This window comes from Streptomyces sp. CG 926, assembly GCF_003148825.1.
Classification (GTDB): domain Bacteria; phylum Actinomycetota; class Actinomycetes; order Streptomycetales; family Streptomycetaceae; genus Streptomyces.
This window is the reverse complement of the sequence record NZ_QGGZ01000023.1, coordinates 1-24238: the sequence shown is the minus strand read 5'-3', so window position 1 is coordinate 24238 and position 24238 is coordinate 1. Positions and strand designations below refer to the sequence as shown.

Annotated in this window: 14 protein-coding genes and 1 pseudogene; 10 read left to right on the top strand and 5 right to left on the bottom strand. The window is 72.3% G+C overall.

Translation table 11 applies throughout. From position 1 onward, the window contains the following. Nucleotides 1-56 precede the first annotated feature (56 nt). Nucleotides 57-275, top strand: coding sequence for a hypothetical protein (locus BCL76_RS38720; RefSeq protein WP_146228510.1), 219 nt, complete (start codon nucleotides 57-59; stop codon nucleotides 273-275). Nucleotides 276-1252: 977 nt separating this feature from the next. On the opposite strand, the gene BCL76_RS36980 is transcribed toward BCL76_RS38720, so the two are convergent. Beyond that, complete coding sequence (locus BCL76_RS36980) at nucleotides 1253-1585, bottom strand: glyoxalase superfamily protein (protein WP_109783898.1); 333 nt, start codon at nucleotides 1583-1585, stop codon at nucleotides 1253-1255. 807 nt (nucleotides 1586-2392) lie between these two features. On the opposite strand from BCL76_RS36980, the gene BCL76_RS36975 reads away from it, so the two are divergent. The 7 genes from BCL76_RS36975 (at nucleotide 2393) to BCL76_RS38715 (ending at nucleotide 17803) form a co-directional block, all read left to right on the top strand. After that, complete coding sequence (locus BCL76_RS36975; RefSeq protein WP_109783897.1) at nucleotides 2393-3769, top strand: MFS transporter; 1377 nt, start codon at nucleotides 2393-2395, stop codon at nucleotides 3767-3769. 170 nt (nucleotides 3770-3939) lie between these two features. Continuing rightward, complete coding sequence (locus BCL76_RS36970; RefSeq protein WP_109783896.1) at nucleotides 3940-5247, top strand: condensation domain-containing protein; 1308 nt, start codon at nucleotides 3940-3942, stop codon at nucleotides 5245-5247. 431 nt (nucleotides 5248-5678) lie between these two features. Then, nucleotides 5679-8873, top strand: coding sequence for a non-ribosomal peptide synthetase (locus BCL76_RS36960; RefSeq protein WP_109783894.1), 3195 nt, complete (start codon nucleotides 5679-5681; stop codon nucleotides 8871-8873). Then, on the top strand, nucleotides 8873-10885 hold the full coding sequence (locus tag BCL76_RS36955) for a non-ribosomal peptide synthetase (RefSeq protein ID WP_109783893.1): 2013 nt from the start codon (nucleotides 8873-8875) through the stop codon (nucleotides 10883-10885). The genes BCL76_RS36960 and BCL76_RS36955 overlap by 1 nt, the downstream gene beginning before the upstream one ends. 1 nt (nucleotide 10886) lies before the next feature. Then, a complete protein-coding gene (locus tag BCL76_RS36950) occupies nucleotides 10887-12773 on the top strand; it encodes a non-ribosomal peptide synthetase (protein WP_109783892.1) in 1887 nt (628 codons plus the stop codon). Next, nucleotides 12763-15921, top strand: coding sequence for a condensation domain-containing protein (locus BCL76_RS36945; RefSeq protein ID WP_109783891.1), 3159 nt, complete (start codon nucleotides 12763-12765; stop codon nucleotides 15919-15921). The genes BCL76_RS36950 and BCL76_RS36945 overlap by 11 nt, the downstream gene beginning before the upstream one ends. Nucleotides 15922-16966: 1045 nt before the next feature. Continuing rightward, entirely contained in the window at nucleotides 16967-17803 is an 837-nt protein-coding gene (locus BCL76_RS38715) for a hypothetical protein (RefSeq protein ID WP_181382889.1), read from the top strand. Between the two features lie 189 nt (nucleotides 17804-17992). Here the strand turns inward: BCL76_RS38715 and BCL76_RS40205 are convergent. The 3 genes and pseudogenes from BCL76_RS40205 to BCL76_RS36910 all read right to left on the bottom strand — a co-directional run. Then, nucleotides 17993-18151 (bottom strand): annotated as a pseudogene (locus tag BCL76_RS40205) (XRE family transcriptional regulator); the annotation flags it as partial. A gap of 753 nt (nucleotides 18152-18904) precedes the next feature. Further along, nucleotides 18905-19342 (bottom strand): NUDIX domain-containing protein, encoded by a 438-nt coding sequence (locus BCL76_RS36920; RefSeq protein ID WP_109783889.1) that lies wholly within the window; start codon nucleotides 19340-19342, stop codon nucleotides 18905-18907. 1429 nt (nucleotides 19343-20771) lie between these two features. Beyond that, a complete protein-coding gene (locus BCL76_RS36910; protein ID WP_109783887.1) occupies nucleotides 20772-21182 on the bottom strand; it encodes a winged helix-turn-helix transcriptional regulator in 411 nt (136 codons plus the stop codon). A 99-nt stretch (nucleotides 21183-21281) separates the two neighbouring features. On the opposite strand from BCL76_RS36910, the gene BCL76_RS36905 reads away from it, so the two are divergent. Both BCL76_RS36905 and BCL76_RS36900 read left to right on the top strand, forming a co-directional pair. Further along, nucleotides 21282-22139 (top strand): alpha/beta hydrolase, encoded by an 858-nt coding sequence (locus tag BCL76_RS36905; protein WP_109783886.1) that lies wholly within the window; start codon nucleotides 21282-21284, stop codon nucleotides 22137-22139. A 104-nt stretch (nucleotides 22140-22243) separates the two neighbouring features. Further along, complete coding sequence (locus BCL76_RS36900) at nucleotides 22244-22474, top strand: hypothetical protein (RefSeq protein ID WP_258310136.1); 231 nt, start codon at nucleotides 22244-22246, stop codon at nucleotides 22472-22474. Nucleotides 22475-22717: 243 nt separating this feature from the next. On the opposite strand, the gene BCL76_RS36895 is transcribed toward BCL76_RS36900, so the two are convergent. Beyond that, entirely contained in the window at nucleotides 22718-23233 is a 516-nt protein-coding gene (locus BCL76_RS36895; protein WP_109783885.1) for a DinB family protein, read from the bottom strand. Nucleotides 23234-24238: the final 1005 nt, after the last annotated feature.

Sequence of the window (24238 nt, the reverse complement as noted above, 5' to 3'; positions counted from 1 at the left end):
CTGCCACTCGGAAGACTCGTCATGGCCTGCCCCTTCCCATGCCCCAAGACGCCGACATGTCCGACATTCTTCTGCAGGAACTTATCGGCCGGAGTACCGTAGCCCGTCTTGGCGTGGGCGAAGGGCGAGACCGTCATTCCATTGATGACGACGATACGCGCCTGCACGCCATTCACTCCTTCGCGGAGTATCTCATGATTCGCCGTGTACGAACGCAGAACAGTCGTGGCCGGCTTGGCGTCATCGTGCGTGGCGATTGCGGTCAGGACCCCTGAGCTGAACCGGCAGGCCGGCCGGTCGGCCGCATCCTTGTCGTCGACTCACCAGACCTCTGACCGTTTCCGTTGAAGAGCTGCCCGATTTCATTTCGGTGCGCTGCAGCGAGATCACTCTTCTCACGTCTCGCGCCCTGACTGCTTTCTCCATAGGGGATTTCGGGCGACAATGCCCCCATTACCCAAAGGCATCCCACCATGGTCACCGACCCGTTGTTCTGCCCCCTCCCCCATGGACGGCGTCTTCGGGGTTGCAGGACAGGATCGGATCGAACTGGCACGCCCGCTCCTTCGCGTACTCGGGGCCGCGATGGTGGGAGGGGCGTAGGGGAGCGTGATGACGCTGACGAAGGAGCCGGGCTTGTTGCCGGAACCGCCGTTGCCCGCTGCTTGCCGCCGCCACCGCCGCCCCCACCACCGCCGCCGCCATCGTCCTCAATGTAATCGCCTTTGGTCCAGCCGCCGTTGTTCGCGTAGCTGAAGCCGTTGAGGGACTGGTGCTGGTCGAGGCTCAATGCGGGGTCGACGCTGATGAACCGGCCGAGGGCCGCGTGCTTGGCGGTGCCGAATTCGTCGGTCAGTACCCCGGCCTTGACGGCCGCGACGGTGTAGGAGCGGACTGGGAGGTGGCACCGCCCGGCGTCTCAACCGGATTCGGGCTCCTGTGAAACACGCTTCCGGCACACGCCCTCAAGGTTGTCCGACCCGTCAGACCTCACAGGGCACCGGCCAGGCCCTGCATGCGTGGGCACTCCGTCAACGCCGGACTCCCCCGGCCACGTGTGAGCCGTCAACACCCGATCAGCGAGAACGTGACCCGACGGGGGGGCGGGCCGTTGCGGCGGAGCCGCGCCCGGGCGACAAACGCTCGCCGGGCCAGGTCGAACTCCCCTGCACGTGACATGCCCGTGCGACTCGGCCGGAACCGCCCACTCCAGGTCAGCCGGCAGATCCCAGGCGCACGCTGTCGGCGCGTGTCATTCCGTCGGCGTGCCGATCCGAAGCCGGTTGCCGTCAGGGTCGCGCAGCTCGATCTCACGCGCCCACGGAGCGTCCTTCGCCTGCACACCGAACTCGGCGGCGACGGCCTCGACATCACGAACGCGGAGGTAGATCAACGTGTCGGGGCGGGCGTCGCCCTTGTGCTCCGACAAGAACAACCGCACCCCGCCCCGGGCGACCTCGACGAACGCGGGAAACTCCGGCTCGAAGCGGTGTTCCCACTGCTTGGCGAAGCCCAGTCGTCCGTACCACACGACCGCCGCGGCAGCGTCCTCGACGCGAAGAATGGGAATGGCTTCCTCGTCCATGGAGCCATCGTCGCAGACCGCCCGAGGTGAACGTTGCCTGATGCGACACAGGGCCTGTCGGAAGTGTTCGACCGAGCCAGGAAGTTCTGGCTCCACCGTGCTGATGACCGGTGTGCTCTCGTAGGCTCCCGGCGGTCCGATCGAAGGGGCCGGCCGGGTCGTCGGCCAGGGTCAGCCCCGGGGCGTCGAGGCGGTACCGGCGCGAGGCGCGCCCGGCCCCGGCCGGCACGAACGGGGCGAGCCTCGGCCCCACAGGTACTTCGATCTTGTCGTGGGCGAGGAGCCGGGACGCGACCGCGCCGCGGTCGAACTGCGGGTACACCTCCGTAGCGGCCACCGGGGCGGGGAAGTCGGGGTGTCGGCGGCGCCGGTTCACCACCGCCGCCCGTCCCACCCTGACGATCCGCGCCACCTCCGCCGACTACACGCCGACAACCCCCGCTACCGCCCGAGTTGATGCGTTGCCCCGGCCGGGGTTCCCGCCGCGTGGTGTCGCTGGGCGGTGCTGGCCGTCCGCATAGCGGACGGAATGGATGGCTCCGCGGGGGCGCGGTCGGGAGTGGGTCTTTTCGGTCAGGCTGGAGTCCGTTACTCAGGGTAAGTGGCGCCGCTCGACGGCTCCTTGCACCCCCGCTCCCCCTTACCCCGCCCGCCCCGCGCCGAATACGCAACCGACAGGAATTAACGCGGCCGAACCCCGGGTGATGCGAAAGATTTCCCGATCTGTGACCGTAGCGCAGCAAAACAAGTCCGAAAATGACAGGTTTACTTTGACTGTTGAGCGATGGGTCCGTGAATGTCGTTCACATGTCCGACACATCCCGAGCCACCCCCGGTGGCCCTCTGCGCCTGCGCGACTTCCGACTGCTACTCGCGGGAGCCGCCACCGGACAGCTCGGTGCACAAGTGACCCTGGTGGCGCTGCCGCTCGTGGCCGTCCTCGAACTCGACGCTCCCGCCTTCCAGGTGGGCCTCCTGACCGCCGCGGAGACCGCCGCCTTCCTGCTCGTGGGCCTGCCCGCCGGAGCGCTCACCGACCGGATGCGCAAGCGTCCCCTGATGATCCGCGCGGACCTGCTGCGCGCCGTGGCCATGGCCAGCATCCCCGCTGCCGCCCTCCTCGGCGCCCTGACCATGGCCCAGCTCTACGTGGTCGCTCTCGTGACCGGCGTGGCCACCGTGTTCTTCGACGTTGCGCACCAGAGCTACCTCCCGCAGATCCTGCCCCGCGACCAGCTCGTGGCCGGCAACGGCGCCCTGGAGACGGTCCGTTCCACCGCCCACGTGACCGGTCCCGGGATCGGCGGCGGACTCGTCCAGCTCGTCGGGGCGCAGTTCGCGGTCATCGTCGACGCCGTCGGCTACCTGCTCTCCGCCCTCTTTCTCCAGCGCGTCCGGCAGACCGAGGAAGCACCCGAACCCGTGACCGCGGGAGGCTCCCTGCGCAAGGAGATCGGCGAGGGCGTCCGCTTCGTCTTCGGCCATCCGCTGCTCCGCGTCATCGCCCTGACAACCGGCCTCGCCAACTTCTGCACGGCCGTCCTCATGGCGACCCAGACCGTGCACCTCGTCCGTGTCGTCGGACTGCAGGCCGGCGGGCTCGGGCTGGTGCTGTCCGCGTCGGCCGTGGGAGGTCTTCTGGGCGCCGTGTGCGCCGGACGCCTCGCGGCCGGCCTGGGGCAGGCCCGGGTCATGCTCCTGTCCGTCCTCGTGACCGGCCCGTTCGCGCTGCTGTGGCCCCTGTCCGGGCACGGGCTCCTCGGAGCCGTCCTGTTCGCCGCCGGGTCGGCGGTCGTCTCCTTCGGCGCGGTCGTCTACAACGTCGCCCAGGTCAGCTTCCGCCAGGGCATGTGCCCGCCGCGGCTGCTCGGCCGGATGAACGCCACCCTGCGCTTCCTCATGTGGGGCACCCTGCCGCTGGGCGCCCTCCTCGGCGGAGCCCTCGCCCAGTCCTACGGATCGCGCACGGCCCTCGCCTGGTGCGCCGTCGGCATCCTCGCCGTACCCCTGCCGCTGCTGTTCTCCCCGCTGCGCCGCATGCGGGACCTGCCCGGACCGCACGACGACGCGGACGCCGGCGCCGAACCCGGCGCCGAACCCGGGGCACCGCACGCCACCACCACCGCCACCGCCACCGCCACCGTCGACGGTGACGAACAGCCCACCCCCGCGCCCACCCGCTGACCGCCCCGCCCCACCCCGGCCGCCGCCATGCCCCCGCCCCGCACCCGTACGGCGACCGGCAACGCGAACCCCCGCACGGGCCCCGCCCGCCGCCACCGACCACTCACCGCCCCGTCCGCAGGGGCCGCGCCACCCGTCCGCGCGACTGCGGCAACGACGAAGAGGACCACGTGCTCAGCATCACGAGTCAGTACCTCGCCCGCTACCGGCGCCTCACCGGCGACCGGTCCGACACCGTACTGCCGGTCACCGGAGCGCAGCGCCGCTTCCTGCTGGTGCGTTCGCTGGACCCCTCCGGACGCCCCGACCTGGTGCCGATGTTCTTCGCGTTCCCGTACGGAACCGTCGACCCCGAACGCCTGCGGGCAGCGGCGTCCAGGCTCGCCGCACGGCACACGGCCCTGCGCTCACGTCCCGCCGTCACCCGCGGCACACCCGTCCTGCACGTCGCCGACCCGGACGTCGACCTGGCGCGCCCGGCCCTCCTGCCGGGTGAGTCGGCCGCCGACGCGCTACGCCGCGCGCTGGACTCCTGGGACGGCCAGGGTCCCCCCTTGAGGCTCTTCCTCGTACGCGACGAGGAGCACGAGGAGGAGATCCTCGCCGTCGCCCTGGACCACGCCGTCTGCGACGGCCGTTCCCTGGCCCGGATCGTCGACGAACTCGGCGCCGCCTACAGCGAGGAGGCCATCGGTTCCCCCGTCGCACCGGGAGAGACCGACGCCGAACTCACGGCCTACCGCGACGCGGTCCTCGGCCAACTCGCCGCCGAGGAAAAGGCGGAGACGCCCGAGGCGACCGCCTACTGGGCCGGCCGGCTGCGCGCGCTGCGGGCCCACGCCCCGGCGCGCGTCCCGGCTCGCGTCCCCGAGGGCGCACGGCCCAGCGGCGCCGCGCAGGCCCGGCTGCCCGCGCACGACGGCGGCGTGGCCTTCCCCGCACTGCTCGACGCCTGCCGCTCCGCGGCCCGCGAACTGTACGGCCCCGGCCGCACGGTCCCGCTGGGCTACCCCTGGGGCGGCCGGCCCCCGGGCGCGGAACCGGTCATCGGCTGCTTCCTGAACACGCTCGTCTTCCCGGCCGACACCGGGCCGGCGGAGCGACCCGGCAGCGGCACCGACCGGGAGGCGACGGCCGACGCCTGGTGGGACGACCTCGACCGGGCCGACGTACCGTTCGACGCCGTCGTGACCGCCGCGCGGGCCGCCGGCTCGGCCTGGACCGGAGGGCTCGACGGACTCCTCACCGTGGACGACGACAGCCGTCGTCCGCCGCTCGTACTGGCCGGTGTCGAGGGCCGGGAGGTCCATGTCGACGGCAGACCCGTCCGCGGCCCCTTCGCCGTCTCCGTCACCCAGGGGGCGGAGATCCGACTGCGGATGGTGTGGGACCGGGCAGTGCTCGACGACGAGAGCGCGCACCGCACGTTCGACGCGCTCACCCACGCGCTGCGCCCCTCGGAGCGCACCGTGCGGTGACCATGCCACGCCGCCACGCCGCCGCGCCGCCGCCCCGCCGCCCCGAGGCGATGCCGACCCGCGGACGCCGCGGCGAGGCAACCCGGCCACCGGCGGCACGGCACGCACCACCCGCACCGCATGTCCCGGGCCGCCGGCAGTTGCACGTCCGCATGCGCTGCGGGTACCCGATCCGGCCGCGGCGCCCGCGGCGCGTCAGGGACCCGCGACCACCGCGCACCGGAGCCCACGCCCACCCGGCCACCCGGCCACCCGGCCACCCGGCCACCCGGCCACCCGGCCACCCGGCCACCGCGTACCCCACGACTTCCCCCCATGGCATCCCCCCACGCAGAGAGCGGCACCGCGCGACCCGCGGCGCCGTCCGCACGACCGCCGGACACGACCGTGACCCGGCACCGGTCACCGACCCACAACCTCAGGGATCGCCCATGCTTCCCCTCTCCTCCTCGCAGGAGATCGTCTGGCTGCACGAGCAGATGCAGCCCGGCAGTCGCGCCTACAACTTCACCGCCTCACTGGACCTGTGGGGCACGCTCGACACCGACGCGCTGCGTCTGGGTCTCGAAGCCACCCTCGCCCGCCACCCCGGCCTGCGGCTCGAACTCGTCGCCTCCGCCGGTTCCGTACCGGCGCAGCGGGTCGCCCGAGCGTGTGCGCCGAGGCTGCGCACGACCGACCTCAGCACGGAGGCGGATCCGGAGGCGGCCTTCGCGCGCCTCCTGCGCACCGAGGCCGAGACACCGCTCGACACGTTCGAGGCGCCGCTGATCCGCTGGACGCTCGTGCGCCTGGCCGAGCGCCACCACCGGCTCGTCCACGTCGAGCACCACCTGATCCACGACGGGCACTCCTTCGCGATCCTGCTCGATGACGTCTTCCGCGTCTACCGCGCCCACGTCCTCGGCGAGACCCTCCGGCTCCCGCCCGCCTCCTCCTACGCGGACCACGTCCAGGAGCGCGCCGAGGCCGCGTACGCCCCCGAATCCCTCGACTTCTGGCGGGCCGAACTGCGCGATCAGCAGCACGACCTGCCGCTGCCCGGCCTGACCCGCCCCGGTGCCCGCCGCAAGCACCACGGCGGACAGCTGCGCCAGACGATCGGCGCCGATCTCGCCGAACGCCTGCGCGGGCACGCCCGTTCACGCGGTCTCACCCCCTTCTCCACGCTCCTGGGGCTGTTCGCCGAGCTCCTGCGCCGGCACAGCGGCCGCTCCCGGATGGTCATCGGCACCGCCGTCGGCAACCGCCCCCTCGGCTACGAGGACGCCGTGGGCATGTTCGTCAACACCATCCCGCTGCCGCTCGTCCTGGACGGCGCGGCACCCGCCCAGGACACCATGGACGAGGTCACCGACACCCTCATCCGGGCGCTCCCGCACCAGGACGTACCGGTCCAGGAGCTGACCCGGGCACTGGGCATGCACACCTCCGGCGCCGACAACCCCCTCTTCTCCGTCATGTTCAGCGCCCACGACGCGCCGCTGCCCGAGATCGACGTACCCGGCCTCGACATCACCCTCTTCGAGGGCTTCAACACCGGCACCACCCGCTTCGACCTCGACGTGGTCCTGCTCCCGGACGACCGGCGCGGTGTCACCACGCGCCACGGCTCGCCCGGTATGACCCTGGTCTGGGACTACGACATGGACCTGTTCGGCGAGGACGTCGCCCGCTTGCTGTCCGGCCGCTTCCTGGACCTGCTGCGCGCCTACCTCGACAGCCCCGAGACCCCGCTGGCCGAACTGGATCCCACCGTCGTGGAGCCGGCCGCCGAGCCCGTGCCCGTCCCCGCCGACCGTGATCCGCTGGATCCCGTCGCCGGGCGGCACCCGTCTCAGCCGGCGCTGCTGTGCGGCGCCCGCCGGCTCACCTACGGCGAACTGGACGAGCGCGTCGGCTCCCTGGCCGAGCGGCTGCGCACCGCCGGCGTCATGCCCGGCCGTCCGGTGGCCGTCGTACTGCCCCGGGGCACCGACTCCCTCATCGCCCTGCTCGCCTGCCTGCGGACCGGCGCCGTCTACTGCCCGCTCTCCCCGTCCGATCCGCCGGCCCGGCTCGGTCTGCTGCTGGAGCGGCTCGCCCCGGCACTGGTCCTCACAGGTGAGGGCACCCCGGCCCTGCCGCAAGGACTGCCGACCGCACGGATCGACGCCCCGGTCCTGCCCCCGGCCCACGGAACCACCGAACTCCCCGGTACCGCGTACGTCATCCACACCTCCGGCTCCACCGGCACGCCCAAGCCGGTCGCCGTCGGCCACGCGGCGCTGGTGCACCACCTGACGGCGACCGCCGACCGCTTCGGCCTCACCACCTCGGACCGGGTGCTGATGTTCGCCCAGCCGTCCTTCGACGTCGCGCTCGAAGAGGTGCTGCCGGCCCTGTACGCCGGTGCGTGCCTGGTCCTGCCCGAGTACGAGGTGCCCACGGGCGCGGAGCTGGCCGAAGCGCTGGTGTCCGCCCGGGTCACCGTCGCCAACCTGCCCACCAGCTACTTCCTCGCCACCCGCGAGGACCTTCGCCCCGTACTGCGGGACGAGAGCTGGGCGCCCCGGCTCGTGGTCCTCGGCGGAGAGCGCCTCCCCGTCGAGGCACTGCGCGGCGTCCTCGCCGACACCGACGCCACCGTGCTCAACGTGTACGGGGTCACGGAGGCGGCCATCAGCTCCACCGTCCACGAGGTCTCCCGCGACGCCCTCGCCGCGGGCGCCGAGATCCCCCTGGGCACCGAGCTCCCGGGCGAGCGGATCCACGTCCTCGACGCCCACCACCGCCCTCTGCCGTCCGGCGCGGTCGGTGAACTCGCCGTGGCCGGCCCCGGTCTCGCCGAGGGCTACGCGGGCAACGCGGAGGCGACGGCCGCCCGGTTCGTCACCCTCGACGCGGCCGGCGGACAGCGCGTCTACCTCACCGGCGACCTCGGATACCGCGGCCTCGACGGCCTGCTCTACTTCCTCGGGCGCCGCGACAACCAGATCAAGCTGCGCGGCCACCGGATCGAGCTGGAGGAGATCGAGGCGGCCGCGTCCGCGGTACTGGGCGGCCGCTCCTGCGCCGTCGTACTGGACCGGGAGAGCTCCGGCGGGCCCCGGCTCGTCGGCTTCCTCGAAGCCGGGGCCGACGACGCGGACTTCGACGAGAAGGCGCTGCACGCCGAGCTGAGCGGCCGCCTGCCCGGCCCGCTCGTGCCCGCCCGCTGGGCACGGCTGGACGTCATGCCGACCCTCGCCGGCGGCAAGCCCGACCGTACGGCCCTGTCCCGGCGTGCGGCGGCGCTCGACGCCGACACCGCTGCCGGGACCGGCACCGGCACCGGCACCGGCACCGAAGGCGCCCCCGGTGCCCGGACCGACGCCGACTCCGAGCCCGCGGCCACCACCGGGTCCGAGGACCCCATGACGGCGCTGCTCGCCGAAGGCTGGCGCGAGGTCCTCGGCCACAGCCGTTTCGACGCCCGCTCCCACTTCTTCCACAGCGGGGGCCACTCCCTGCTGGCCGCCGAGCTGGCCGCCTGGCTCGAGCCCCGGCTGGGAACCCGCCCGCCGCTGCGGATCCTCTTCCGCAACCCCGTGCTCGCCGACCAGGCCGATGCCCTCGCCACCACCGCCCCCTCCACGGAGTCGTGATGATCCAGTCCCCGGCCGCGCCCGCCGCCCCCGCCCTGCCCCTCGACACCACCCTCGCCACCGCCCTCGCCACCGGACTCGACTCCACCCCTGCTGCCCCCGCCGCGCCCGCCACCCCCGCCGGCTCCGCGCCGAGCGTCGCCCACGGCCCCGGCGCCGAACCGACCCGGGTCCTCGCCCGCTTCGAGGACTGGGCCCGCAGCGCCCCGCAGGCCCCGGCCGTGATCGACGGCACGCGGATCTGGACCTACCGGGACCTCGACGCGGCGGCCGCGCTGGTCGCCGCCGATCTGGCCGACCGGGTCCGGCCCGGCGACCTCGTCGGCGTCTGCCTCGACCGGTCCACCGCCCTGGTGGTGACCGCCGTCGCGCTCGCCCGGCTCGGCGCCGTCTACCTGCCGCTGGGCCCCCGGCCCGGCGAACGCCGTATCCAGGCCGTCACCGAGGACCTGGACGTCGCCTGCCTGATCGGCGACCCCGGTGTCCTGCCCGAGGAGCACCGCAGCGGGCAGCACCTCCCGCTTTCGCTGCCCACCGCCGGAGTCAACGCCCCCGCCGTCGCCGTGGCGGCCGTCGCGGACTCCGTCCCCGGCACCCGGCGCGCCCCCGAAGGCGCCCTGTACGCCGTCCTCACCTCCGGTTCCACCGGCCGCCCCAAGGCGGTCGCCGTGGCCGAGTCCTCGCTCTCCGTCGCCCTCGACTGGTACCGCTCCGAGACCGGCCTCGCCCCCGGCGACCGCCAGTCCCTGCTCATCGGCGTCGCGTTCGACCCGCACCTGCTGGAACTGTGGGCGGCCCTCACCTCCGGCGCCGCCCTCGTCCCGGCACCGGACGACACCCGCTGGGACAGCCGCGTCCTCACCGACTGGTGGCGCGACAGCGCCCTCACCCACGCCGTGGCGGCCACCCCCACCGTCGAGCCGCTCCTGGACCGCCCGTGGCCGCAGGATCTGAAGCTGCGGCATCTCGTCGTCGGCGGCGACCGCATGCGCCGCCGCCCCGGAGCGGATGTCACCGCTACCGTCCACAACGCCTACGGCCCCGCGGAAGCCACTGTCGTCACCACCACCCACACCATGCGCGGCACCGACCCGGAGGCCGGGGACCGGACCCCGCCGCCCATCGGCACCGCGCTGCCGGGCGTCACCCTCATCGTCACGGACGAAGCAGGCCGCCCCGTCGCCCGCGGGCAGGAGGGCGAACTGCGCGTCGGAGGCCACTGCCTGGCACTGGGGTACCTCGACCCCGAGCTCACCGCACGCCGGTTCACCGCGCCCGCGCCGGACGCGGAGCTGCCCGCCGTCGAGCGGCTCTACCGCACCGGCGACCGGGTACGGATGAACACCGACGGCAGCCTGGACTTCCTCGGCCGCCTCGACGACCAGGTGAAGATCAGCGGGGTCCGGATCGAACCGGCCGAGGTGGAGGCCGCCTTCGAGCAGGATCCCCGGGTACGCACCGCTGTCGTCACCGTCCTGCGCGACAGCTCCGGCCACGGCCGCCTCGTCGCCCACGTACGGCCCACCGACGGCGCCGAACCCGCGGCCGGGGACCTCCTCGACGCGGTCCGGTCCTGGCTCCCCGAGCAGGCCGTTCCCACCGCCGTACGGATCGTCGACGGCTTCCCGCTCGACGCCAACGGCAAGGTGGACCGCCTCTCCCTGGCGGCTCGGGCCCAGGCGCCGCAATCGCCCCTGGCCGCCGCTTCGGACGATCCCGCCGAGGCCGCGGCCGGCACCGGCACCGGCACGGACGCGGTCGTTGCCGTCACCGCCGGCGAACGGCTCGTGCTGACGACCGTGCGCGACCTCCTCGGCCGGCCCGACATCGGTCTCGGCGACCACTTCACCGACGCCGGCGGCACCTCCGTGGTCGCCGCACGGCTGCTGGCGACCGTCGAACGCGAGACGGGAGTGCGCCTGCGCGCGCCCGAGCTGCTGCGCAGCACGGACCTGCGCGCCTTCGCCGCCCTCCTCGACCAGCGCCTGACCGCGCGCCCGGAAGGAGCCTGACATGACCACCGTCACCCCGCTGCCCGCCGACCCGGCGCGCGGCACCCCCGTAGCGCCGCCGGCCGCGACCACCACCACGGCGCCCGTCCGGCCGTCGGCGCCGGCCACCGGCCTGCCCGCACTCGTCGCGCGGCACGCCGAACGCACCCCCGACGCCCTCGCCGTGGTCGACGGCGACACCGCCCTCACCTACGGTCGTCTCCTCGGGGCCGGCCGCGCCCTCGCGGCGTACCTGCGCGAGCACGGGGTCGAGCGCGGCGACCGGGTGGCGCTCCTGACGGCGCGGTCGTCCCGCACGATCGTCGCGCAGCTCGGCCTGTGGCTGGCCGGTGCCGTATGCGTACCGCTCGATCCCGCCCAGCCCCGCCCGCGCACCGAGGCGATGATCGCCGACGCGGAGGTGACGCTCACCGTCGGCGACGCGAAGCTGCTGGACGCGGCCACCCTGCCCGGCCCCGTCCTCGCCCTGCCCGAGGCTCCGCTGACGACCGGTCGGCCGTTCGACGCGTCCGACCCCGACAGCCCGGCCTTCATCATGTTCACCTCCGGTTCCACCGGCCGCCCCAAGGGCGTCCTCGTGCCGCACGGGGCCATCGCCGAGCTGGTCACCGCACCGGACTACGTCACCGTCTCCGGCCGCGACCGCGTCCTGTTCCACTCCCCGATGACCTTCGACGCCTCGACGTTCGAGGTCTGGGTCGCGCTCGCCAACGGCGCGGCCGTCGTCGTCTGCACCGAGCAGCGGCCCTCCCTGGAGGACCTGGCCCGGCACGTGGAACGGCACGGCGTGACCGTGGCGTTCTTCACCACGGCCCTCTTCCACCAGCTCGCCGCCCGCCGCTCCCGCGTCTTCGCCCAGCTCCGCTCGGTCGTCGTGGGCGGCGAGGCGATGGCCGCCGCACAGGCCCGCGAGGTGCTCGCCGCCTTCCCCTGGCTGGAACTCGTCAACGGCTACGGGCCCACCGAGACGACCACGTTCGCGACCGCCCACCGGGTCACCGCACGGGACTGCGAGGGGCCCGTCCCGATCGGCCGGCCCATGGCCGGGGCCACGGCGCACGCCCTGGACGCCGAGGGCCAACCGGTGGACGACGGCGACCGGGGCGAACTGTGGATCGGCGGCAGCCGGCTCGCCCACGGGTACACGGGCCTGCCCGAACTCACCGCCGAGCGGTTCGTCGAGCGGGCCGCCACCGGGCGGCTCTACCGTACGGGCGACATCGTCTCCCTCCGGACCGACGGCGTCCTCCAGTTCCACGGCCGCAACGACGACCAGGTCAAGGTGCGCGGCTTCCGCATCGAACCCGCCGAGGTCGAACACGCCCTCCGCGAGCAGCCGGACGTGGACGACGCCGCCGTCACCGTCGACGGCGCCGGCACCCCCGAGGCGCGCCTCGTCGCGTTCGTCGTCGCCGCGCCCGGCCACGTCCCGCACGGCACGGCGCTGCGCGAGCGGCTCACCGCCGTCCTGCCGGGCCATCTCGTCCCCGACACGGTCGCCTTGCTGGAGCGTCTGCCCCTCACCCCGGCCGGCAAGGTCGACCGGCGTGCCCTCTCCGGGCGCGCGCACGCCACCGAGGGCCGGACCGCCGACGCGCCGGCGGTCCGGATGACACCACTGGAACAGGCCGTCGCCGAGGTGTGGAGCCAGGCACTGGGCATCGAGGTCACCCGCGCCGACGACGAGTTCCTCCTCATCGGCGGCCACTCCCTCCTCGCCCTCGCCGTCACCGACGACCTCCGCGAGGAGCTCGGAGTGGAACTCTCCCTCGCCGAGTTCTTCGCCGCCCCGACCGTCGCCGCCCAAGCCGCACTGGTCGAAAACCTCCTGATGGCCGCGCACGAAGACCTCCACCCCGAGACCCCGGAGCACAGCGATGTCCACTGACACCGACTCCGCGGCCGGCAACCGCAAGGAGCAGCTCCAGCAGGAGCTGCTGCGCCGCGCCCGTGCCGGCAAGGCCCGGCGGACGACGGACGTGCCCACCGGCGCCGCGGGCGCCGTCGACGACGGTCGCGCACCGCAGGACACCGCCGAATCCGCAGCCACCGCCCGGCCGGCCGCGGGTGTCGTCCCCCTGTCCCGCGCCCAGCGGCGCATGTGGCTGATGGAACGGCTCGGCGGAGCGGGCGACTCGTATCACGTACCGTTCGCCACCCGGGTGCGCGGCCCGTTCGACGTGGCCGCCCTCGCCACCGCCCTCACCGGGCTGGTGGCCCGGCACGCCATCTTGCGCACCCGCTACACGGAGCGCGACGGCGAGCCCCACCAGGAGGTCCTCCCGACGCCACGGACGATCCCCGTACACGTCGTCGACACCGACCCGGCGAACGCCGCGGGGCTGCTGCGGCGCGAGACGGCCCGGCCGTTCGACCTCGCCGCGGGCGACGCCGTACGGACGCTGGTCCTGCGCCACGGCACCGAGGACCACACCCTGCTGCTGACGTTCCACCACATCGCTGTGGACGGGGCCTCACTGGAGACCGTGGCCGACGAACTCGCCGTCCTCTACGCGGAAGCCACCGACGGGAACGGCCGCACCGCCCTGCCCGCACCGCCGCAGTACGCCGACCACGCGCGCCGCGAGCACGAGGCCCTGCCCGGCTTCGCGGCGGAACTGGACCGCTGGAGCGACCTGCTGGCCGATGCCGTCCCGCCGCGCCTGCCCCGGCCCCGGCCCGCGGCGGCGCCGCAGTCGTCCGTACGTCCCGGGGCCGCGCGCAGCGTGCCGCTGGAGCCCGCCGTGCCCGAGGCCCTGCGGGCGCTGGGTGCACAGCGGCAGGCCACCCTCTTCGCGGTATCGCTCACCGCGGCCTTCGCCGCACTGCACCGCCTCACCGGCGACGACGACCTCGTCATCGGCGTGGCGGGCACCCACCGCAGCGGAACCGCCATGCGCGGTCTGGTCGGCCTGTGCGTCAACACCCTGCCCGTACGGGTCGACGCCTCCGGCGACCCGACCTTCGCCCAGCTGCTGCGGCGCGTGCGCGACGCGCTCCTCGAGGCCCAGCGCCATCGGCACATCCCCTTCGACCTGGTCCTCGAACGCCTCGGCGCCGGAGCCCGCGGCGCGGACGGCACCGCGCTGGTCCGCGTCACCTCCGACGTCCTGGGTGAGCCGACCGTCCTGCGGCTGCCGGGTACGTCGGCCGAGTACGTCGACGTACCCTCCGACGGCGCGAAGTTCACCCTGTCCTACGGCCTGGTACCCGGCGACGGGGCAGTACGGCCCCGGGCGCTGGTCCAGTACGACCCGAACGCGCTGGACGACAGTGTGGCGGAGGCGGCCCTCGGGGACTACGCGGCCCTGCTCGACGCGGTCGCGGCCGATCCGGAACGCGCTCTGAGCACGCTTGTGCTTCCCGGCCCGGTCGACGGCGCCTCCGGTGCACGGGCCGGCGCCGGCCCGGAGGGCGCCTGCGGCGGCGACCAGGAGGGCGCCGTTGCGGAGGGGGCCGTTGCGGTGGGTGCCGTATCGGAAGACCACCGGCAGGGCAGCGAGGCGGAAGGCGCCGGGGACGGAGCGGTTCCGGCAGGCGCCCGGCAGGACGCGCCGGAAGGCGACCGCCACCCCGCCGCGCAGGCCCTGCGTGCCCACCCGGGCGTCGCCGACGCCACCGTGGTCCGGCCCGACCAGGGACCGCCCCTGGCCTACGCCGTCCTCCACGACAGCGTCGGCACGTCCGGCCACGAACTGCTGGGCCTGCTGCGCCGCTCGCTCGCACCCGAGGCCGTGCCCGCCACGGTCACGCTCCTCGACGCGCTGCCCCGCACGACCGCCGGCCCGCTCGACCCTGCCCGGCTCCCCGGGCTGCCCGAGCCGTCCGCGCCGGGCGCCCCCTGCGGCCCCATGGCCGAAGCCGTCACGGAGAGCTTCACCGCGGTCCTCGGCGTCGCGCCGTCGCCGGACGACGACTTCTTCGCCCTCGGCGGCCATTCGCTGAAGGCCGTTCAGCTCGCCGAGCGGCTGCGTACGGACCTCGGTCTGCCGCTCACCGGCCTCGACGTGCTCCAGGCCCGCACACCGCGGGCCCTGATCGCACTCCTCGACGAACGGGCGGCGCGGCAGAGCGCCGCGAGGACCGCGAGGACCGCGAGCAGGCCGGCTCCGCGCTCCCGCGACGTCCGCCCGGGCACGGTGCTGGTCACCGGCGCGACCGGTGGCGTGGGCGCGTTCGTCGTACGTGAACTCGTCGCGCAGGGCCGCCCCGTGCTCGCGCTGGCCCGGCCCGAGTCCGCCCATCTGATCGCCACCGAGGGCGTCGATGTCATCGAGGGCGACCTCTGCGACCTGGCCGGACTGCGGGACGCTGTGGCGCAGGCGGACGCGGTCGTCCACGCCGCCTGCACCTTCACCCGGCACGACATCGACAGGGCGGCGATGGAGACGATGGTCGCCGCCTGGCGGCGCGGCCCCTTCGTCTTCGTCAGCAGCGTCGACGCCTACGGTCATCCCACCACGGATCGGGTCGCCGAGGAGGCACCGTCCCACGAGCCCGTGAGCCCGTACGGGAGGACGAAGCTCGACTGCGAGGCCATGCTGCTGCGTGCCGCGGGCACCGAGGGGCGCGGTGGTGCGAGCGCCGTACGCTCACCGATCGTCTGGGGCGCGCACGACCGGCTGCGCGAACAGCTGCGTTGGGGCGCCATCGGCACGCTCTACCAGGCCGCCCGGCAGGGCCACCCGATCGACCTGCCGCGTCCCGGCACCGACGGCCACGACTGGTACGGAGCCGCCTGGGTGCACGCAGCCGCCCTGGCCCGTGCGGTGGTCGCATGCCTGGACCGGCCCGTGCACGGGGTCGCCAACGCGTGCAGCGGCCACGTGTCCTGGCACGATCTGGCGCAGGACCTCACGGAACTGCTCGGCACCGGGGCGCAGTTCCGCACCACCGAAGCCGTGGCCCAGGACCTCGATCACCGCTGGCACTACGACAGTGCACGCCTGGCCCGTCCGCTCCGCCCCCGCCCGGGGGAGGAACGGCGGACCGTGCTGGCAGAGATGATCGGCGCCATAGCTCCTGAGAACGCCTGACCCGCCGGCTGCGCCCGGAGCACCCTGCAGGGTGCTCCGGGCGCAGCCGCGCAAGGAGACCGCTTCGCCCCGGCCACCGGCCTCTCCTCGACACACGGTCAGCTCGCGAAACCGACCGTCCCCCTCCCAGGGCCAAGCACCGAGTTGCTGCCCGCTGCGGCATCGCGCGCCGCGGGCGGAGCGCTCTTGCCGTCCGCGTCCGGTGGATCCGCGCAGGCACGGTCGCCGTGTCCGCCACGGTGACGACCGCCGGATCCCATCAGCCCTGCGGGAGCAGTCGCAACAGTGGGGATAAAGAAATGACCGGGGGGCGGCTCAGCTTGTTCATCCGCCGTACGGTGCACCGCTGGATGGGCCGCCTGGGTGGGCACGGCCGCGCACGCCTTCGAAGCACCCGGCCCACCGGGCGGCGACGCCCGACAGCGGGGGCCGCTGCGCGATCGTGTACGCCGCCCACGTCCCGACGTAGACCGGGACCGGAGCGGCGGGCAGGTGCCGCTCGGCCGGCCAGAGGTCCTCGCCCAGCTCCCCGAGCACGCCGAGGGGCCTCGGTGGGACGGCTGACCGCGTCGGGAACGGCGCCGTCGGCGCTGACTCCGTACCGCCTGAGGTACTGGCCGCGCAAGACCGCAAGATGGGCATGCTGATTGGCCTGCTGCCCGACATCGGCAACGGCCTGGGCAGCCATCTCCGGCATGGTCATGAACAATGAGCCGCTGAGTCCCCTCGAACGCGCCCTGAGCGGACTCGCCGACATGGTGCGGTCGTCCGAGTGCATCAGCCCGCCGCCCGAGGACGGCGAGGAAGAACCCCGGCCGGTGCAGCGCTTGGGGTGGCGCGGTGGACCGCGTCGGAGACCAGGCGGTAGGCCATCGCCATGGTCTGCGCCGCTTCGCCGAGCGCTTGGGCGAACGGCTCGGGCAGCGGCGGGTACCCGGACGTCGTCATCAGCAAGAACTCGCTGAGGGGTGGAGGGCCCGCGACAAAACCGTTGCATAGACTCGCCCGCAGTCGAACACTGAAGGGTGAAATGAGCAAGCTACGAGTGCTTGACGGCAAGGCCTTTATGAACAAAGACTTCCAAGGGATGACACTGCCCACTCCGCTAATGTTCGGCGACTGCGTCAGCTTCACCCACCAGGACACAGAGGTCCAAGCCTTCCGCAACCTGGTACCCATCAAAGCCCGCGGAGACTTCGAATTCTCCGTCACCTGCCTGAATCGGACAAACGCCCAGGGCGCGGACTTCGAGCGCTTCGTCGCCACCAACCTCCACCAGAGGCTGCACCGGAGAGCGGAGCCCAAGGACGCCTCAAAGCGGTTCCATTTTCGCGAATGGTATGACACGCGAAGACTGGAGGAGATTCCGCCGGCGGAGCAGGCGGTTTCCTACGTCGCATCACTCCCCTACTACCGTGCGCCCGTCGAAGTCCTCTGGGACTTCACCAACTTCGGCGTTCTGCGCTGGGACAGGCTGAAAGAGTCGGCCCAGCGACAGGGCCACCCCGCCCCAGCAAGGGACGGTGTCCACGCTCCAACGACCGACGGCTTCATGTTCCTCCCCAACATCTACGCCGAAGTTCGACCCGACTTGATGCCTCAGGACATCGAAGGCATCCGCGAGGACGCACTGAAGATGCTGAAACACCTGCCGAAGATGCGTAGCGGCTTGCTGCGCCATGCCATGGCCGAGGCGATCGACAAAGAAATCCAGCCACTGGCCGCGTTGTGCAGCAAACACGGCACCTTCGGCGAAGCCGTACTGCCCGGAGCATTCCACCCCATCATGGGAATATTCCTAAGGTCGCACGACGGAAACTCCCAGGAGGCGTTCATCGAAACGGAAGAACACTTCTACACCATCTCGCTGGTCACCTCCTGACCAGAACCCCGAGGTGTTCCCGAGATACCCGGCATGACCTGATGGGTGAGGTACCCGTACTTCTGGAGAAGTCCCCAACGGATTTGCCGGGTGACGCATCGGCGGCCCACGCCGCGACCGAATGGCGGGTATCGCCAGGATCAGAGGCTTGAACACCTTGACGTCGTGGAGGTCGGCGCCCGACACGGCCACCGCCTTCACCCCGTCCGAGCCGGGGAACGTCTTCGCATACAGGGTCGTCAGACGAGCCGCGACCGACCACAGGCGCGAGTCGTCGAGCTGCTGCTGGACGGTGACGAGCTCGGCGCTGACCCGGCGTTGAATGTCGACCGCACCCAGACTCAGGTAGCGGCACGGCCTCGTCGCGGACGACGGACAGGTGCGCCGTCCAGTCCGCGAGCGCTCCGCCGGGGTCGACGTCCGCTTCGTACAACAACCCCCTATGCCCCGCCGACCGCACGCGCACACCGCCCGCAAGGCCTCCCGCCTGGACGGCGGGACCGGCCGTCGCAGGCCGTCCAGTGCGCCGTCGACGGCACGTTCGGGCCGCTCCCGACATCGAAGTACACCGGCCCCCCCTGGTGGAGCAGCCGGCCCCGGGCGGGCGCGCGCTGATGACGCTCGGGACGTCGTCGCCGTCGTGGCCTGGCCTGGCCTGGCCTGGCCGTGATCGAACGACGCCAGGACGGGTCGGTGGAGGCGGAGCTGTGTACGGTCGAGTTCGGTCACCGCGCCGGGGCCGGCTTCGACCGGCTGTTCCTGTCCGCCGCGTTCCGATCAACGATCACCACTAGCGACGGGCAGACGCCGCTCAGCCGGATCGCGCCGCCGCCCGACGCGGCCCGCAGCCTGTGGCTGACCCTGGACCACCTGTACCCGGGCCTGGTGCGCGACTTCGGTGCCGAGGAGCTGACGATCGGCGCGCCCGAGTGCCGGTCGTGGATGAGCCTGCGCGCAGTCGGCCACCGGCGGTGGGGCGTGGCGACTTCGGAGCCCCGGGACATCTGGGTCGGACCATTGGCCTCCGGGCAAATCTCGCCGTGGCCACTGCGACCTTCGGGTCGGCGAGGATGCCGACCAGTTCGAGCGGGCGACGGCCGGCTACGCCACGGGGATCGTGAGGCTTCCCGCGCGGATCGCGTCGAGCAGCGCCTCCTTGATCTGGGGCGGCATGAGGTTCAGTGCCTCGACGGCTTCAGCGGTGAGCGGGACCTCCTCGAGCAGATATTCTCCGCGGTCGTCGCGCGTGAACTCCGGCCCGGTGCGGTCGTCGAAGTTCCGGACGACGATCTGGGCGGTGTAGAAGTGCTCGGTCTCGCCCTTGTCGTTCTCCACCTGGCTGAAAGGGTGCAGGTCGACGGCTTCGCCGGCGATCTCCTCGCGAATTTCCCTCAGCAGCGCAGCTTCCAGGTCGGCGTCTTCGGGCTCGACGCCGCCGCCGACGAGGACCTGGTACGGGGGGATGCCGGGGCGGATGCGATTGATGACGAGCATGGTGCCGGCGGTGGTGAGCAAGATGGCGCGGACGCGCTGCTTCATGAGCTGGTCTCCCCGGTGGTGGTCGGTCTTGGGTCAGTGGGGCAGCCAGCCGCCGTCGATGATCGACGACTGGGCGGTGATGAACGATACGTTGGGGCGCAGGGCCTCCAACTCCCGACCGGCCGGGAGAGCGGCGGCCGCTCCGAGGTCGCAGGTGAGGCGAGCCAGGAGGCGGGGTGAGGGATCTCGCCGCCGCTGGTGTTGCGGCCTGCATACTCGAAGTCCCGCCGGCGGCGGCCGTGGAGACGATGTCGGGTTCGGTGGGGTCGCCCAGGGTGAGGGCGGTGGACCACCGTCCGGCGGGGTTGCGGGCAGTTCGGCAGGCGGGGATTTCGGCGGGGACATCCAGGGGCAGCTGGGTGCTGTTGACCGTGGCGAGGGTGAGTTCGGCGGCGAGCCACCAGGTGTCGATCCGGCCGCCGGGGCGGATGCGGTCGGCGTGCGGGCCGGGGACGCGCTCGGCGAAGGTGCCGGTGCGCTCGCTGGTGGTCACCGCGCCGATCAGGTCGTCGCAGACGGCGTCGACCACGCCAGTGACCGCGTCCAGCGCCGTGAGGTCGTCGTCGGCGAGGGCGATGAGGTCACCGAGCTGGTGCCCGGCGCAGCCGGAGGCGAACACGTCCTCGTAGAAGAGCACGTCGTGGCCTGGGTCGTCCTGAAGGCGCTCGTGCAGGGCGGGGACCTTGAGGCGGCCGGCGAGCCGGCGCCATCCGAACTCCTCCGCCGTCGCCGGCGCCCGGGGCATCCTCGTGCAGAACGTCCCGCCTGCTGCTCCTGCTGCCCGCCCTCGGCGAGCGGAATCTGCCCGAGGACGCCACAGCCGTGGTCGGCGGCGCGCCGGCGCAGGCGGGCGTGGACACAGCGCCGGCCCCGCATCTCGCGGCAGCGCTCCTCGCCGACCACCCCTTGTGGGGTCGGCTGAATGGACGCTTCCTGTGGCCTCTCCGCTGTCATCAAGCCGAGGTCTCTTCCTCGGAATCCCGCATTGTGACGGGTACATGAATCCGCGTGGTGGGACTCGCCACGCCCGGGGCATCACCCGCGAGCAGAGCAATCGCCTGGCGCACGCACTCGGCGCCTGGCCCGCTTGAACGCCCCCAGCAGCGACGGGACGGCGACAGCGGCATTCAGTCCCGGCGTCACAAGCCTCCGTGGATCTTGGCGCACAGGCGTCGTCCCCATGCTTGGAACCACCGCGGACTCGTGCCCTCCAAGGCCGACTTCAGAGTTTTGGAGGGCTTCCGGCAGAACCGGAGATGCCGCCCCTCGCCTCGACCCCATGTCCCCGTCGTCCTTCACCAGCCCCTTCTTCGTCAGCCACTGTGTCGGCGACACCCCTCCGTCTGCTAGGTGATGCCAGGGCAGCGACTCCGGCACATCGAGTACCCGAGTACCCGAGTCACCAGTGCTGAGCGCGGAGCCGGCCTCCCTATCCCTCGTGGACTTCCTGGTCGGCGGCTTCGTTGGCGGCGTCGATCTCGGCCATGTGCTCCTCCGCCCAGGTCCGCAGCCCCGCAAGCGCGGCTTCGAGGGACAGCCCGAGTGCGGTGAGTCGGTAGAAGACCCGCGGCGGCACGGTCGGTTCGACCCGGCGCGACACCAGCCCGTCGCGCATCAGGCTTCGCAGCGTCACGGACAGCATCTTCTGCGAGACGCCGGGCATCCGGCGTCTCAGCTCCGCGAAGCGCACCTCGTCCGGTGCGGCATCGGCGAGCGTCTTGACGGCCATGGACGTCCACTTCGTACCTATGCGGTCCAGCAACTGCCGCGTCGGGCAGTTGGGATCGAACAGATCGCCGCGCACCCCGCGACCGGCGGCCCGGGCTCCTCGGGTGGTCACCTGGGGCTCACCACCTTCCCTGAAAGTGCCTCCTGGGAAGCGGCCGGACAGTTACCTATCGTTCTGTGGTCACCAATGGTAACCGCCTGGAGGGTCGTCATGCCCGTCACCACCACACACCAACTACGCCGCATCACGACGAACGGCGTCCAACTCAACGTGGCAATCGCCGGGGACGGACCTGCAGTTCTCCTGCTGCACGGCTTCCCGCACACCTGGCAACTCTGGAGCGGCATCATGGACCGACTGGCCGGGCAGTACCGGGTCATCGCCCCGGATCTGCGAGGCTTCGGCGCCAGTTCACGTGCCGCCGAAGGTTACGACGCAGGCACCCTCGCCTCCGACCTCGAAGGGTTGCTCGACGCACTGGACGAGCCCTCGGCAGCGGTGGTCGGCATCGACGCGGGCACCGCCCCCGCCGTCCTGCTCGCGCTGCGTCAGCCTGGACTCGTCCGGCGCCTGGTCGTGATGGAGGCACTGCTCGGCAGCCTGCCCGGAGCAGAACACGTCATCGAAGGCGGCGCCCCGTGGTGGTTCGGCTTCCACGCCGTCCCCGGCCTCGCCGAGACCGCCCTGGTCGGCAACGAGGCCCCGTACATCGACTGGTTCCTCAACTCGGGGACGCTCGGGCGGGGAGTACCCGACGACATCCGTGCGGCCTTCGTCCACGCGTACACCGGGAGCGAGGCCCTGCACTGCGCGTTCTCCTACTACCGTGCCCTGCCCACCAGCGCGCAGCAGATCCGGAGCGCCGTCGCGACGGCTCGGCTGATCATGCCCACCATGGCCGTCGGCTCTCACCCCGTCGGCACCGGCCTCGAACGCCAACTCCGGCCCATCGCCGATGACCTGGTCGGACACCATCTCCAGGATTGCGGCCACATCATCCCCCTGGACCGCCCCGACGCCTTGCTCGCGCTCCTTGCCCCCTTCTTGTCCGCCGATCTACCGAAGTGACCGGAGCGAGGCCGAAGGATCGCGGTCGGCGGGGTTCGGGCATCAATGACAGTGAGGCGACGCTCGTGGCACCGGGCGAGACCGTGCAAGGTGCTCTGCCACGCGTGAGTGCATTCGAGGACGGATACGTACCGCTGGTGTCCGTGGCATCCCTGCAGCTGTACAACCACATGGCTGAAGAAGCCACGGCCCGTACCTGCGCGAACGAGACTTGCCGGGGCTCCTTCGTCCGCTGGCGAGGCCGCGCCGAGTACGGGAGGAACCGCACCACCGGCATCAAGTTCTGCACCCGCGAATGCGCACACGCCCAGCGCGAACATCGCCGAAGCCGCTAGGTCGCAAGCGAGCAGCCAGAACGGCCTCCCTACTGTAGGTACACGCGACGAGAAGCAGCCGGCGACGTGACGCGGCAGTTCCGCGCTCACCCGCCGGCTCGGCGCCCCGGTCTCGCTGCCGTCCACCCCACTGTTGCCGCGACCTCGTCAACTGGAGCGACAGGCCCCCGGAGCCGATCATGCCGCCAGCCACACTGACTGCGGGTGCAACGCCAACGGGCTCTCCCGCAAGCGGTTACCGCGCTAGAAATAGCCCTTTGTGCCGTCGAGCAACTCCCGGACGATGTCCGCGTGCCCCGCGTGCCGCCCCGTCTCCTCGACGAGGTGGATCAGCATCCAGCGGAGGTTGGCGCTGCCGGAGCGGAAGTCGGCGTGCCGGCCGACGTCGTCGAGGGAGGCCGCGGCGACGATCTCATTGCTGCGGGCGCACTGGGCCTCGTATTCCGCGAGAAGCTCGGTGAGGGGGCGGCCGTCGGTGTGCCAGTCGGCGTCCTCGCTCGACTCGTCGAACGAGGGGTTCTGCTTCTTGTCTCCGCCGAGGAACAGCACCTCCAGCCACGTGTGCTCGGTCCAGCGCATATGGGAGATGAGACCGGCCATCGTCATGGCCGGTGAAGTCGGGATGACCGAGCGGTGCGCGTCCTCATCGCTCAGTCCCTCACATTTCCAGCGCAGAATCTGCCGCTGCAGGTCCAGCCAGCCGATGAGCGCGGTGCGTTCATCCGCTTGGAGCGGGGGGCGTACCAGTTCCGATGTCATGCCGGCGCACGCTACCGGGGCGGATGGGAGAGGGACACCTGGATTTACGGGCTCTTCCGCGATCGACGATTTTCGTCACGGTCGGGGACATCGGGGCGGTCGTACGAGTTGTCCGGGTTGTGATGGTGCATCACGCGTTCTGCGGTTTCCCGGAGTGGCTCTTGGGCGAGCTGATCACGGAACTCGCTGCGCGTCCGAACGTCACGACCGGCGTCACGGCTCGCGCCGACGAGAGGCAGGGGCCGGGCCGAAGTACGAGCAGCTGGTATCTACCGACCAATTACCGGCCACGCTGGTGCACTTGCGGACCGGGCTCACCTATGAGGCACAGGGAGTCATCCACCGGGCGGTGGCAGAGGTGAGGCCGCCACTCGCAGCCCGCGGGTTCGCGGGTCCGCAGCGCCCCAGGCTGCGGCTGCGCCCATCGGCGGACGTGTTCGCCTGCGCCGAGGCCGAGGGGGTGACCCTTCGGATCGACGGGATGGAACCCAGGTGAAGCGCCCCAAAACACACCGGCCCGGACGACCTGCGCTCGTGTCGGGCAAGCGCAAGCGGAATACGGTCAAGACGACGACCACGAACCACGATCAGCGATGGGCAGGGCCGGACCCTGTGGTCCGGAGAGGAGCGTCCGGGCCGGGTACATGACCGGACCTGCGCGCACCGAGGGCATCACCGAGCAGTTCCGCATGCACCCGGACGTCACAGCCGATCTCGACAACGGCTACCGGGGCCTCGCGAACGTGTTCCCGGCCAGGTCTAGGCCGTCTCTTTCGGATCTTGCCGGTCAGGCCCGCGGCGTCCGGTGCCGTGCCTCGCAAGGCGGAGGGGCGACGTACTCGGGCGCCCCGACAACACGGCGAGGTGCGGTGCCGGGCGTCGCGGGCCCGGCAAGATCCGGAAGAGACGGCCTAGAGCGTGTCTCTTTGATGCGTTGGTCAGTTGATCGGATGTGCCTGTCCGATTAGTGATCACTGATGCGATGTGGGGCCGGATCGAGCCGCT

What these genes read in the sequence shown, in the direction of transcription:
- BCL76_RS38720 (WP_146228510.1), top strand. Translation starts at nt 57, where the DNA reads ATGTCCGACATTCTTCTGCAGGAACTTATCGGCCGGAGTACCGTAGCC.
- BCL76_RS36980 (WP_109783898.1), bottom strand. Translation starts at nt 1,585, where the DNA reads ATGGACGAGGAAGCCATTCCCATTCTTCGCGTCGAGGACGCTGCCGCG.
- BCL76_RS36975 (WP_109783897.1), top strand. Translation starts at nt 2,393, where the DNA reads ATGTCCGACACATCCCGAGCCACCCCCGGTGGCCCTCTGCGCCTGCGC.
- BCL76_RS36960 (WP_109783894.1), top strand. Translation starts at nt 5,679, where the DNA reads ATGCTTCCCCTCTCCTCCTCGCAGGAGATCGTCTGGCTGCACGAGCAG.
- BCL76_RS36955 (WP_109783893.1), top strand. Translation starts at nt 8,873, where the DNA reads ATGATCCAGTCCCCGGCCGCGCCCGCCGCCCCCGCCCTGCCCCTCGAC.
- BCL76_RS36950 (WP_109783892.1), top strand. Translation starts at nt 10,887, where the DNA reads ATGACCACCGTCACCCCGCTGCCCGCCGACCCGGCGCGCGGCACCCCC.
- BCL76_RS36945 (WP_109783891.1), top strand. Translation starts at nt 12,763, where the DNA reads ATGTCCACTGACACCGACTCCGCGGCCGGCAACCGCAAGGAGCAGCTC.
- BCL76_RS36920 (WP_109783889.1), bottom strand. Translation starts at nt 19,342, where the DNA reads ATGAAGCAGCGCGTCCGCGCCATCTTGCTCACCACCGCCGGCACCATG.
- BCL76_RS36905 (WP_109783886.1), top strand. Translation starts at nt 21,282, where the DNA reads ATGCCCGTCACCACCACACACCAACTACGCCGCATCACGACGAACGGC.
- BCL76_RS36895 (WP_109783885.1), bottom strand. Translation starts at nt 23,233, where the DNA reads ATGACATCGGAACTGGTACGCCCCCCGCTCCAAGCGGATGAACGCACC.